The organism is Anaplasma ovis str. Haibei (assembly GCF_002214625.1).
Taxonomy (GTDB): domain Bacteria; phylum Pseudomonadota; class Alphaproteobacteria; order Rickettsiales; family Anaplasmataceae; genus Anaplasma; species Anaplasma ovis.
This window is the reverse complement of sequence record NZ_CP015994.1, coordinates 95,728-108,825: the sequence shown is the minus strand read 5'-3', so window position 1 is coordinate 108,825 and position 13,098 is coordinate 95,728. Positions and strand designations below refer to the sequence as shown.

General features: G+C 50.7%; 14 protein-coding genes. 3 read left to right on the top strand and 11 right to left on the bottom strand.

Going from position 1 to position 13,098, the window contains the following annotated elements; all coding sequences use genetic code 11:
• Window positions 1-215 precede the first annotated feature (215 nt).
• From ccmC to ruvB, 3 genes are read left to right on the top strand one after another with little or no spacing between them, the layout of a single operon-like run.
• Entirely contained in the window at window positions 216-857 is a 642-nt protein-coding gene (gene ccmC / locus AOV_RS00470) for a heme ABC transporter permease CcmC (RefSeq protein ID WP_199463068.1), read from the top strand.
• Window positions 854-1,426, top strand: a complete 573-nt coding sequence (gene ruvA / locus AOV_RS00465) for a Holliday junction branch migration protein RuvA (protein ID WP_075138696.1) — start codon at window positions 854-856, stop codon at window positions 1,424-1,426. Before ccmC ends, ruvA begins: the two co-directional genes overlap by 4 nt.
• Window positions 1,423-2,415, top strand: a complete 993-nt coding sequence (ruvB, locus tag AOV_RS00460) for a Holliday junction branch migration DNA helicase RuvB (RefSeq protein WP_075138695.1) — start codon at window positions 1,423-1,425, stop codon at window positions 2,413-2,415. Before ruvA ends, ruvB begins: the two co-directional genes overlap by 4 nt.
• 96 nt (window positions 2,416-2,511) lie before the next feature.
• Here ruvB and AOV_RS00455 read toward each other — a convergent pair whose 3' ends face one another.
• From AOV_RS00455 to AOV_RS00405, 11 genes are all read right to left on the bottom strand, one after another.
• Window positions 2,512-3,696, bottom strand: a complete 1,185-nt coding sequence (locus AOV_RS00455) for an MFS transporter (protein ID WP_075138694.1) — start codon at window positions 3,694-3,696, stop codon at window positions 2,512-2,514.
• A gap of 136 nt (window positions 3,697-3,832) precedes the next feature.
• Entirely contained in the window at window positions 3,833-4,705 is an 873-nt protein-coding gene (gene thyX / locus AOV_RS00450; protein WP_075138693.1) for an FAD-dependent thymidylate synthase, read from the bottom strand.
• Window positions 4,706-5,494 carry a succinate dehydrogenase iron-sulfur subunit gene (locus tag AOV_RS00445; protein ID WP_075138692.1) on the bottom strand — a complete coding sequence of 263 codons (789 nt, stop codon included), beginning with the start codon at window positions 5,492-5,494 and terminating at the stop codon, window positions 4,706-4,708. It lies immediately after the preceding gene.
• Between the two features lie 25 nt (window positions 5,495-5,519).
• A complete protein-coding gene (gene sdhA, locus AOV_RS00440; protein ID WP_075139429.1) occupies window positions 5,520-7,319 on the bottom strand; it encodes a succinate dehydrogenase flavoprotein subunit in 1,800 nt (599 codons plus the stop codon).
• A gap of 272 nt (window positions 7,320-7,591) precedes the next feature.
• Window positions 7,592-9,313, bottom strand: coding sequence for an ABC transporter ATP-binding protein (locus AOV_RS00435; protein ID WP_075138691.1), 1,722 nt, complete (start codon window positions 9,311-9,313; stop codon window positions 7,592-7,594).
• 7 nt (window positions 9,314-9,320) lie between these two features.
• A complete protein-coding gene (locus AOV_RS00430; protein WP_075138690.1) occupies window positions 9,321-9,650 on the bottom strand; it encodes a frataxin domain-containing protein in 330 nt (109 codons plus the stop codon).
• A 151-nt stretch (window positions 9,651-9,801) separates the two neighbouring features.
• On the bottom strand, window positions 9,802-11,094 hold the full coding sequence (gene glyA, locus AOV_RS00425; RefSeq protein ID WP_075138689.1) for a serine hydroxymethyltransferase: 1,293 nt from the start codon (window positions 11,092-11,094) through the stop codon (window positions 9,802-9,804).
• Between the two features lie 26 nt (window positions 11,095-11,120).
• Complete coding sequence (rplI, locus tag AOV_RS00420) at window positions 11,121-11,795, bottom strand: 50S ribosomal protein L9 (protein WP_075138688.1); 675 nt, start codon at window positions 11,793-11,795, stop codon at window positions 11,121-11,123.
• 17 nt (window positions 11,796-11,812) lie between these two features.
• Window positions 11,813-12,103, bottom strand: coding sequence for a 30S ribosomal protein S18 (rpsR, locus tag AOV_RS00415; RefSeq protein WP_117374372.1), 291 nt, complete (start codon window positions 12,101-12,103; stop codon window positions 11,813-11,815).
• A 12-nt stretch (window positions 12,104-12,115) separates the two neighbouring features.
• Window positions 12,116-12,445, bottom strand: a complete 330-nt coding sequence (rpsF, locus tag AOV_RS00410; protein ID WP_075139427.1) for a 30S ribosomal protein S6 — start codon at window positions 12,443-12,445, stop codon at window positions 12,116-12,118.
• A 64-nt stretch (window positions 12,446-12,509) separates the two neighbouring features.
• On the bottom strand, window positions 12,510-13,097 hold the full coding sequence (locus tag AOV_RS00405) for a CvpA family protein (protein WP_075138687.1): 588 nt from the start codon (window positions 13,095-13,097) through the stop codon (window positions 12,510-12,512).
• Window position 13,098 lies beyond the last annotated feature (1 nt).

Sequence of the window (13,098 nt, the reverse complement as noted above, 5' to 3'; positions counted from 1 at the left end):
GGCGTTGCGGCCCTGACAATAAGTTAAGTGTGTAGCGCCACAACCGCGGTGAAAGGGCTCGCCAACACGGGCAAACTTACTGTTGTCGCTCGTAGGTAACTATGCTATCCTCCGGGGTTGGGGATAGGTAGCTTCTGGTGTGGCACAGCGTGAGGGGTCTGGTTCGTTACTCATGGTTGGCGTTGCCCTGCTTGGTGTGCTTTTGCGCCGTTTCAATGGTAGTAGGCCTGTATTACGCGCTTTATGCTTCCCCGCCAGATTACAGGCAGGGTGAGGTTGTGCGCATAATGTATTTGCACGTACCCTCTGCGTGGATTTCGCTAGGAGCGTACGCGGCAGTCGCCGGGTTGAGTTTCATGGCACTAGTCAAAAAAAGCGTAGGTTCTCTGCTGTCTCGGGCAATGGCGCCTGTAGGCGGATGCTTCACTGTGGTGTGCCTAGTTACGGGCAGCGTGTGGGGAAAGTACACATGGGGCACCTGGTGGGTGTGGGATGCCCGGCTCACTTCAATGTTGCTGCTGCTCTTCCTATATTTGGGGTATTCGTGCCTGTGGAACGCGTTTGAAGATCAGGCAAGGGCTTCAAGGGCTGCTGCCCTGTTCGCGGTGTTTAGCGCTATTAACGTGCCAATTGTGAAGTTCTCGGTGGATATATGGTCAACCCTACATCAGCCAGCAAGTGTGTTGAGGAAGGGCGGTATGGCCATCGATTCTTCAATGTTGGTGCCACTATTTACAATGTTCGCCGCGCTTGCATCTCTGTTTGGTGTGTTTACTCTGCTGCGTATCGGCACTTTGGTTGAGGCACGAAAGTACAAAGCTAGACTTGTTCGCATTTGCAGCCAGGAGGCGCCATGATTGGTACACTATCCGGCACAATTGAGGAAATTATATGCAGCAGCCACGTCATACTGTGTGTCGGCGGAGTTGGGTACCTGGTACATATACCGGGAAGGGTGTTAAGCGGCTGCAAGAGCGGAGATCGGGTGCGGCTGTATATTGAGACTTACGTGGGTAGAGACGGCGTCTCCCAACTGTACGGCTTTGCAACCAGGGAAGAGCAAAACTGCATGCGGATGCTTATTAAGGTTAGCGGCGTGAATTACAAGACCGCCATGGCCATACTTGATGTTCTGACTCCAGATCAAGTGTTTTCCGCAATAGTAAATGAAGATAAGGCTGCCTTGAAGGTCGGCGGAGTGGGAGAAAAGCTCACCAGTAGAATAATCTCCGAGCTGGCTCCGCAAGTGCAGAAATTGGAGTTCAACAAGTTCGCTACAGCAAGTAGAACGGATAGCGAAGCCGTCGCTGCCCTGCTTAGCCTGGGGTATGAGAGAACAGCAGCCTTGGGCGCATTACAGAAGGTGGGCACGTGTGACTCCACTGAGGATGCAGTACGTCGTGCGCTTTTGGAGTTATCTAAGTGAGCAGCGATACACTACACAAATACGAGGCCCTGCCGGAGGATCATCGCAATGCCGCCCTCCGCCCGTGTCTGATAGAAGAGTTTGTGGGGCAAACCGAGGTAATAAAAAATCTCAAGATCTTTATACAATCCGCGTATGAGAGGAGAGAGCCTATGGATCACGTTTTGTTGTACGGCCCTCCGGGGCTGGGCAAAACTACGCTCGCACACATAATAGCAAAAGAGTTAAAAGTAAATTTCCGGTCAACCGCGGGGCCCCTGCTAAGCAAAGCTGGTGACTTGGCAGCAATTTTGACCAATCTTCAACCCATGGACGTGCTGTTCATAGATGAGATCCACAGGCTCAATAGAAACATTGAGGAAATACTATACTCCGCCATGGAGGATTATTGCCTCGATATTGTGGTGGGAGAGGGATGTGGCGCAAGAACTTTGAAGATTGACATCCCCGTTTTTACCCTGATCGGTGCTACCACAAGGTTTGGGTTGCTCTCAAATCCGTTGAGGGACAGGTTCGGTATCCCGTTGCATTTGGAGTTTTATTCTGTAGACGAGCTTGTACTCGTGATAAAGCGGGCCGCCGGGGTGATCTGTGCTAACATAGACGATAGCGGAGCGCGGGAAATTGCTTCCAGATCTAGAGGTACACCAAGAATTGCGCTTAGGTTATTCAGGCGGGTTAGGGACTTTTCAGAGTTTGAGCGGCATGGCACTATAGACGGCAAGTTCGCGAATAACGCGCTGTCCCGTCTGGGAATAGACGGGGCAGGGTTTGACAAAATGGACTTGAAATATCTAAAGTTCGTTTTTGAAGCCAAGGGCCCAGTAGGCATTGACACAATAGCCTCCGCCCTTTCAGAGGATGTGGGCAACATAGAAGAGACCATAGAGCCCTATTTGATAAAAACTTGTTTCATTCAGCGCACACCGCGTGGCCGGGTGCTAACACAAAAAGGCTTCGACTATCTGATGAGCAGCAAATACATATAGCCTGGGAAGAAAATAGCGGTATAAGTTTCGGCCTGGCTTGTCACCCATAGGCGCCCTGTTTACTGAGCACTAATGTTGGCCTCCTGGCAAGCTTGGCTACGAGGTTCCCACCTCGCCTCTCGATGTACGGTACATGATCACGGCAGATATCGCACAGCATAATAAGGTAAGCAGGCAAATTGGAACTATGGTTCCGTCGTAGAGTTTACCAACAACGTACATGCCTAGAACCCCAAACACCGTCTGGCAACAAATAATAAAGGATGAAGCCGCACCCTTGTTGCTGACCTCCCGAAAAGCCAAAACAACGCTGTTACTGGTAATAAACGAAATACAAAATGAGGAGGGAATCCAGATAGCCTCCGCAAGCACGGGCGTAAGAACGAAGTAGTAGTCAGCTGCAATTGCCACCACATCAGACGCTGCAGTCAGCACCAAGCCTATGATGATCATCTTGCGCATACCAAACTTGCCTACCAACCTTATGTTGGCTATGGTACCCGCGATAAATGACGCCCCACCAATCGCCGACACATAGCCATAGTACTTTGCTGGGAGCCCCATACCCTCAATGAATACAAACGGCAAATTCCCGACTGAGGCTAGTAGATATGTCATAACAAGGCTCTTAATGAAACAGTAAGCCAGGAACCCGCGGTTTTTCAGTAGGGCAACGTACCCGAAAATTATCGCAATCGGACTACACTCTGTGCTCTTCTCCTGTACCGTTTCTGGAAGTTTGCGCACTAACCAGAGAAATAATGCCGTGGTAAGGACGTTGGATACCACAAAAACGGCCCTCCAACCATACTCGTTAGTGATCATATACGCGGCCATAGCGGGCGCGATGAACGTGGAGGAGGTAACAGCACACATGTACATCAAAGACACACCCTTGGAGCACTCTTCATCAGAATAGATATCACATATCATGGCATAACCCACCACTGCCGCAACTCCCGCACCTACTCCGTGGAAAAATCTGGCAACAATAAGGGCAGTGATATTACTCGCAAAGCAGCACCACAGACCAGCAACTAGGAACACGGCCATACCGAAAAGCATGACCGGCCTACGTCCATACCGGTCAGACATGGGCCCGTAAACCAGCCCAGAAACCGAATGGCCGAGCATTTCAAGGCTAACTGTAAGCTGAGTAATTGTTTGCTCAACACCGAAAAAATTCCCCACCAGTGTGAGATAGTTGGCATACATGGCGTTGGTAACATCACTGAGCGCTACGGACAGCACAACAAATATGAATACCAACGAACTCAGCATGTTACCCCACGTGCCTTATGAAGAATGGCACACTACACTTCGAACAATAGCACAAAATGGCTCCTGCAGCAGCCAAAGCGGGCTATAACTTCACCAACAAACTTCCAAATAATAAAATCGCTTAACCGCATATGTGTCACTCAGGCACACCATCGGGGTATAGCACCGACATGAGTTCACCCCACTCTCTGCGCCCTAGGCCACTTTCCTCCCTGCTTACCCTCTCTCCCTGTAGCATTCTTCTCACAACCATGAGGGCGCTTTTGGACATTGTGCTAGATTCTAAGTGGTACTCCACAAACGCGGCGTATACCATGGGAACCCACAACTTTACTATCTCCAAAATTTGGTCCGCATATGCCCTAATCTCATATTGGGCACCCATGCCAGACCTGAGTGCCAAGAATCTCAGCAAATTGTGCAGATTAACCTTCCAGTACCACTGCGTATAACAATTGATCGTTAGGTTCATTCTGGCAAGCTCCCGCGCTAGGCCTTGCTCCAGCAGCATTGCGTAATCTTCATACATCAGCTCAGAGTTGCGCCTAAAAAGTTCCATAATCTTCTTCGCAGCATCGGCGGGCAACGGCGCTCCCCTACCCTGCGCATTGTTCATTGACTGCTCCGCAATCTGCCCCTCACCTGGGATGTAAAACTCGCGGTCTAGTACGGAGTATCTGGCAGAATACTCATTTATGCTCGCAGTCCGGTGCCTTACCCACTGTCTAGCAACAAAAATTGGCAACTTTACGTGAAACTTGATCTCGCACATTTCGAAGGGGGAAGTGTGCGCATGACGCATGAGGTATCCAATTAACGCGGCATCTTGGCTAGTGTGCTTCGTGCCCCTTCCATAGGACACGCGCGCAGCTTGGACCACAGACTCATCAGAGCCCATGTAATCAACAACCCTCACAAACCCTTTATCTAAAACCCTGCGTTCCCGATGCAGGATATCCTCAAGTGCGTGCACAACCACACGCTTTGTGTACTCACCTCCTTCTTCCACCTACAACTCCAACCTCTTGAGCATAAGCTGCTTAATTTTGGAAATTGCCCCCGCAGGATTTAAGTCTTTGGGGCAGGTTTTTGTGCAGTTCATAATAGTGTGGCACCTATATAGTTTGAATGCATCGTCAAGAAGCTCCAGCCGCTCATCAGTCGCTTCATCCCTGCTATCCGCCAACCATCTGTACACTTGCAGCAGAGCTGCAGGTCCCAGGTACTTGTCAGAATTCCACCAATAGCTCGGACAGCTTGTGCTGCAGCTTGCACACAGAATGCAGTCATAAATTCCATCCAACTTGCTCCTATCCTCAACACTTTGAAGACGCTCACTAGTTCCGGAAACTGGATCCTTGGCCTTAAGCCACGGACTGATGGATTCATACTGCGCGTAGAAGTTGCTAAGATCTGGCACTAGGTCTTTAATTACATTCATGTGGGGTAACGGGTAGATTTTCACATCCCCTTTGATGTCAGATATGTATTTTGTGCATGCAAGGGTGTTAGAGCCGTCAATATTCATCGCGCAGGATCCGCATATGCCTTCTCTGCAGGACCTTCTGAACGTAAGTGTAGAATCCACCTCATTCTTAATCTTTATCAGCGCATCAAGGACCATCTGCCCGCATTTATCCAGATCGATGTAGAACGTGTCAATCCTAGGACATTCATCATCATCTGGAGACCACCGATATATCTTGAAGCACCCAACGCGCTGCGCACCCTCCGCCATGTTGTGCACTTTACCCTTAGGATTGATCTTAGAGTTCCGCGGCAGAGATATCTGCACCATTAGCTACACCCCATCAACTATTATACTAGTATACCCTCTTCTGAGGCGGAAACCACTCCACCTCATTTGTAAGCGTGCTAGTAGCAACACTCTTGTATGCTATCTTCACACCGTGGGTCTTGCTATCGTACCAAGCCATGGTGTGCTTCATCCAGTTCTCATCATCGCGCTCTGGAAAATCCTCGCGAGCGTGAGCACCTCTACTCTCAGTGCGATTTGCGGCACAGTCCATAGTAATCACGGCCTGAGGCAGCATATTGGCTAGCTCAAGAGCCTCTACAAGGTCACTATTCCAAACCATGCTCCTATCCGAAACAGACATATCTTTCGCCATAGAGGCAACCTCGCGGATTTTCTGCTTCCCCTCATTGAGAATGTCTGCAGTACGGAAAACCGCCGCATGGTCTTGCATCACACGCTGCATGCTGTCACGCACCTCGGCAACCCGGGGGCCACCGCGTGAAAAGCGCAGTTTATCAAACCTATCAACAATTGCATCTACAAGCGATTCTTCTATCGGCGCGTGGGAAGCACCAGGCTTGATTATCTCCTTGGCCCTAAGTGCAGCTGCTCTGCCAAAAACCACCAGGTCCAGCAGGGAATTCGAGCCCAGGCGGTTAGCACCATGTACAGAAACACACGCAGCCTCGCCGATTGCAAAAAGGCCGGCCACTATCTTTCCCTTCTCCGAAAGCAAGACTTCCCCATGATAGTTTGTCGGCACTCCACCCATGTTGTAGTGTACCGTAGGCAGCACCGGTATCGGATCTTTAGTAACGTCAACACCAGCAAACGTCTTGGCGGTTTCACTGATGCCGGGCAGCCTTTCCTTTATCACCCCAGGGTCAAGATGGGCTATAGACAGAAACACGTGGTCTTTCTTAGGGCCAACACCCCTGCCCTCACGTATCTCCATTGTTATTGCCCTGCTAACAACGTCACGAGAGGCAAGGTCCCGCGCCTTGGGCGCATAGCGCTCCATAAACCTCTCTCCCTCAGAGTTTAGTAGGTACCCACCCTCGCCTCGGCAGCCTTCGGTCATCAGGCAGCCAGAACCGTATATGCCAGTGGGGTGAAACTGCACGAACTCCATGTCTTCCATGGGCAGCCCAGCCCTGGCGGCCATGCCCCCGCCATCACCAGTGCAGGTATGGGCACTGGTCGCTGAAAAGTACACCCTACCATACCCACCGGTTGCCAAAACCACTGCGTGCGCGCGGAATCTGTGCAGAGTGCCATCACACAATGACCACGCAACAACGCCATGACAAGCGCTATTATTGGCGCTCATTATCAGATCTATCGCGAAATACTCAACGAAAAACTTCACCTTGTATTTTAGGGCTTGCTGATACAAAGTGTGCAATATGGCGTGCCCAGTTTTATCCGAGGCAGCGCAAGTACGCACGGCCATCTTGCCTTTGCCATATTCTGTCGTCATACCCCCAAATGGACGCTGGTATATTTTGCCATCTTCAGTTCTTGAGAAGGGAACCCCATAATGCTCAAGCTCAACAACCGCTTCCATAGCGTGCTTGCACATGTACTCAATGGCATCCTGATCACCAAGCCAGTCAGACCCCTTAACGGTGTCAAACATATGCCACCGCCAGTCATCCTCAGAAATGTTGCCAAGCGCCGCACTGATGCCGCCCTGGGCAGCCACAGTGTGGCTACGAGTGGGAAAAACCTTAGACACACACGCCACAGACAGGCCCGCGGCGGCCATGCCGACAACCGCGCGTAACCCGGCTCCCCCCGCACCAACAACCACAACATCATACTCGTGGTCTACAACTTTGTACGCCGACCCAGGTGCTCCCACAGTGTAAAACACAAAACTACAAACCGCCCCAGCGTACCATAATAACCCCTACAGTCAACAACAACTTTGTCCCCATTCTACCAACCATTCGTACCACATTAACCAGCTACAATTACGTTAGAGTGATACAAAATCTACCCTATCGTGGCCCCTCTTTTCAGATATTTTCATCAACGCCTTAGCAGCTGGCCACAACTTGCCGCATCACACGCGAACCTGGTCTGCATTTAGTAGCGCTGACGTAGCCAGAAAGTGTCAATTCAGAGCCCAGCCTATCCCCTATACTGTAAAAGCTGCAGTTTAACCAGCCTGGCATATAAGCTATTTTCGTCTTGTATTAGTGAGTCATGCGTGCCGATTTCTTTGATCGCCCCGTTGTCTAATACAACTATTTTATCCGAATCGGCCACAGTAGAGAGTCTATGCGCTATGGTAATCATGAGCTTGCCTCGCATCAACTCACACAATGCTGCCTGTACTTTGCGTTCGTTATCAGAATCTAGAGCCGAGGTTGCTTCGTCCAATACCAGAACTTCGGGGCTCCTCAATATGGCCCTAGCTATCACTATTCTCTGCCTCTGTCCCTCCGATAAGCATACTCCCTTTTCACCAACAAAAGTGTCAAACTTGTTTGGAAGAGTGTGTATGAAGTCCGCAATGTTGGCCCTTTCCACTGCTTCTTCCAGCTGCTTATTGGTGTAGGTGCGGTCAGCCCCGTAGGCGATGTTGTCGAGTATGGTGCCGGAAAATATCACTGGGCTTTGTGGAACCACACAAAAAATGGAACGTAAGCTACGTAGGGAAATCTTCCTGATATCCACCCCATCAATGGTTATGCTTCCGGAGCTGACATCATAAAACCTCAGGAGCAAGTCAGTAATTGTGCTCTTTCCCGCACCAGAATATCCAACTATTGCCACCCTCTCGCCGCTATGCATAGTAAGGCTTACGCCCCGCAGCGCTGGTGCGTCTGCTTTGCTGGGATAGAAGAACGTGACGTTGTGCAGCTCGACTGACCTCCTTACTGTACTGATGTCTACACAATCCTCAGCATCTGACATTCCCACATCGATGCACAATAACCGTAGTACATCTTCGGCGATCCTGGCAGCCTTTTGCAGATCTTGAACATTGTCTCCTATGCCGTTTACCGCACCGGCAGCGAGTACGGCATAAAAAACGAACGACAAGAGAGATCCGGCACTCATGCTCTGGGCACCTACCTCTTTGACGCCTGCCCACAGGACAATACCAACAGACCCGGCAGCCGAGGAAAGAATCAGGGTCACTAACAGCGCCCGCCATAGCAAATATCTTTCGGCGATACGGAAGTTTGCGTCCAACAAACTGGCAAACCTGGCTCTTGCGTGATCCTCGGCCGTAAACGCCTGGATAACCCCAATGCCCCTGCACGTCTCCTCGCCAAAATGGGCCAATTTTTCAATCCTTTCCCGCAAAAGACGCGAGAAATGTCGCACACGCCTGCCGAGCAATGCAACAATTACCCACAGAATCGGCAACATTAGGACTATATACCCAGTAAGCTTTGTGTTGGTATGCGCGAGCATGGCTGCACTGCCTACAAGAACAGTAATGTTCCGAAAAATCACCAGCATACTGCCGCTCAGTATGGCCTGCAGCATGGCCATGTCGGTTGTTAGTCTACTCATTAACACCGCTGTGCTGGTATTTTCCAAAACGCTCTGAGACAGAACAACTATTTTGTCATACAGCCGTTTTCGCAAGTCACGCACTACTAGCTCAGCTCCACGCCCTGAAAGCCAGATCCGCAGAAACGAGCTCGTTGACATCGTTACGATCAGGAAAAAAATAACTGCTGGCGGCCTGGAGTTTGGCGCCGAACTAACGGTGTCGACCAGTGTGTTCATGCTGTACCCCAAGGCGAGTATGGCCCCGGAAGAGGCAATTACAGCGAGGTATGACAGCAGGAAATACAAAAAATGCGGCCATATGTAGGAAAGTAGCGCCCTCATGGCACACCTATTGTTCTCGAAGGCTAAAGGCGGCGCATATATCCCGTTCAACGAAGGAAAGCAGCCCACGCGCACTTTGCGTATCATACCATAATGCGTCACCTGCGTTGTAAGAGAAACGCACCGACCCGCTAATAGGGGATGCAACCCATATTTGCGAGGAAGGCTGATGCCAACTTATCAGGTATACGAGCCCATTACACGTAGCCTCTATCATTCCATCGCCTACATCGCACTCGATACGCCCCTCAACGTCAACTTGTTCGATCATGGACAGCAAAGAATCCAGGGCCTCTTGTGCCATAACTTTTAAATCAGAAGTCGGATCGCTTTTCATCACGGAACACACCTCAACACCACAAACGCCCGGGGGACCATTGCAGCAACGCTACCGGCCACGGGCAGCCACCAAGGGGGGTGCGAAGCCAGCATCGTCTAGCAACTTCACAAACACAGGTCACCGAGACCGCAGTCAACGCATAAGGGCTTTAGCACACCTCGCACACAGGAAACGCAGACATGGGAAGGCTGCGCACCAGACCGTTTACCTCATGTCTAACTTCCGCTTCCGCCGCAGACATTTCTTCTTGACCCAAAGAACAAGCATTGATGACTTTCACAACCAGGCGTCCTATGCTTTCAAACTCAGGCACCCCAAGCCCGCGCGAAGTCTCGGCAGCAGCACCTAGTCTAATTCCAGAAGTTACCCAAGGTTTCTCTGTATCAAAAGGCACCGCATTCTTGTTGCACACAATACCAGCCCTCTCCAGGGAAGAAGACACATCCCTGCCAGTCACACGTTTTGACCGCAAGTCAAGCAGCACAATGTGGCTATCAGTCCCACCCGTGACAACATCCAGCCCCTCGGAAGACAAAACACCGGCAAGGGCGCGGGAATTCTCCAGCACTTGCTGGGCATATAGCTTGAAATCCGGATGCAGAGCCTCTTTGAATGCCACCGCTTTTGCCGCTATCACGTGCATTAGGGGACCACCCTGCATTCCAGGGAACACGGATAGCTTAACTTTTTTGTGTATTTCTTCGTCGTCGGTCATTATAACGGCGCCCCTAGGCCCCCGGAGAGTCTTGTGGGTAGTGGAAGTGACAACATGCGCGTGCCCAAACGGCGATGGATAGCAGCCCCCAGCAATTAGCCCCGAATAGTGGGCTATGTCCGCAAGTAGGTATGCCCCCACCTTGTCTGCTATGGCCCTGAATGCAGCAAAGTCTATTTTTCTCGAGTACGAAGACGCTCCGGCAATAATCAATGAGGGCTTGGCAGACAAGGCAAGAGTCTCCACCTCATCCATATCTAGAAAGCCGGTGTCACGGTTGACGCCATAAGACACGGCATTAAACCATCGCCCAGAAACATTAGGGGCCGCACCATGGGTCAAATGCCCACCACAGTCCAGGGACATGCCAAGAATAGTATCACCAGGCTTCAAGAGCGCCATAAAGACCTGCTGGTTGGCCTGGGAGCCTGAGTGCGGTTGTACGTTAGCAAATCTACACCCAAAAAGCCTGCAGAGACGCTCAACGGCTAGATTCTCCACAACGTCAACAAGTGCGCAGCCGCAGTAGTACCTACTACCCGCATACCCCTCAGCGTATTTATTAGTTAGCACAGAACCCTGAGCCTGCAGGACCGCGCGACTCACAAAATTTTCCGACGCAATCATCTGCAGCAGAGTGTTCTGTCTCTCTAGTTCCGCCGATATGCTGTCCGCAACCTCGGCATCGAATACCCCTATATCGACATTACCAACGTACCCAACCATAAACCCCCGCACATTTTATAGTAGTCTTAAGCAGAAGGCATTTCCTCCTCATCAGAAACGCCACTAGCGCCTACACCACGGTCCACATCACCGGCAGCCCCATCTGCATCATGGCCGTCTACCAAGCTTGAATCCTGTTGCTCAGCAGCCGCAACCTCCTCTGCCCGCTCAGCCTCAGCAGTGCCAGGCTCCTCAGCAACTGCAGCCGCTTGGTCTTCGCTCTTAGCAATCCCCAGTCTGACCCTCTCAGCCTCAGACTCGTTCCTTACCACATGTAACCGCAACGTAGCAACCAAATCTGCATGCAACTCTACGTTTATCTCATACTCCCCAGTGCGCTTTATCGCCTCACCAAAAGACACGCACCTCGGCTGAACATCGTACCCAAGATCACAAAGTAACTTAGATACATCCCTGACAGTCACAGACCCGAAGAGCTTGCCATCATCGGAGGATTGCCTAACGATGATCAGGCGCTCAGACCCCAGGGACTTAGCCACTCCCTCAGCCTCCGCAAGTTTCTTGTTATTCTCCTCCTCTATGAGAGAGAGCCTTTGCTCGAGAAGCGCTATATTATCTTTTGTGGCGCGCACCGCCTTGCCATCTGCCAAAAGATACCGCGCATAGCCCGGCCTGACCTTGGCGATCTCACCAGCTTTGCCAAGGCCCCTGACGCTGGATTTCAGAATTACCGATAACATTCAATAAAAACCACAAATCAGCAATACGGTAACAGAGCAAGGAACCTAGCTCGCTTAACGGCACGCGCCAGGAGCTTTTGCTTCCTAGAGGAAACCGAAGTAATCCTACTCGGCAGTATCCGGCCGTACTCAGAAACGAACTTAGAGAGCAGCGCCCTGTTTTTATAATCTACATCTTCGTCTGGACACTGTGCTAGGGGACAGGACCTTGATTTCCTGAAGTACGGCCTTTTGAGATACACCAACGGAGAATGCGCACCACCACTTGACTCTCCCTTACCGCCGTCTTTTCTACCTCCCTGAAGCACAGATACCTCCTTCTAGTCTTGATCAGAACCCATCATGGCAGACTTGCCTTCACAGACCTTGTCTACCTTCAAACACAAAAATCTTAGCACGTCCTCATTTAGCCTCACCCTGCGCCGGAACTCGTCCATCGCAGCAGGGTCAGCGCGTATGTACATCATGCAATAGTGCCCCTTATTGTTTTTCGCTATGCTGTAAGCAAAATCCAGAAGCCCCCAATACTCGTATTTAACAAGCTCAGCACCTATCTTAACCAGCAGCGCAGACAGACCCTTTGAAAGACCCTCCAACTCATACTGAGTGAGACCCTGCTGCGCAATGAAAGCAAACTCGTAAATAGGCACAAAAAAACCCGCTAAAAACCCCATCGGCGTATTATATACGACAACTGGATACAATCAAGAAATATCACGGCTTTTCTCCATCATACTTGAAATCATCCTCCTGCCCTTTGTCAAGCAACTCACGCGCAACCACGCCTATTCTGTCGTATGCAAGCTCTGGAATTATGCTCCCCATATACTCACTCGCAGCAGAAAAGAAATTGTACGAATACGTGTTAGAAAACCAGGTAGGCAACATAACCTCAGCGTCATCCTCTGCAGACCTTGGGGCAAATGCGTACAGAAAGGTTTCCATGACAAAAAACGCACAATAAGCAATCACCAAGCCTTTCGCAATACCTACAATTGACCCTGCTGCTTTATCTAAGGCATTATGCCTAAGAGGTGAAAGAAGCCGCACTACCACACCGTTAACCAGGACTACACAAGTCATAACTCCAATGAACACAGTAACGCCTGACAGAATCCCGGCCAAAATTTCTGAATGTACACGCATACCGTAAGCCTCAGCGAAATAGTCACTGTAGCTGGCGGTCACCGCTACAGCCACCACCATTCCGGCAATGCCAAACACCTCCTTAATAAACCCTCTTAAAAACCCCAGAGCAGTTAGGGACAGTACAACAAGCGCCATAGCAGCGTCCAGAACCATA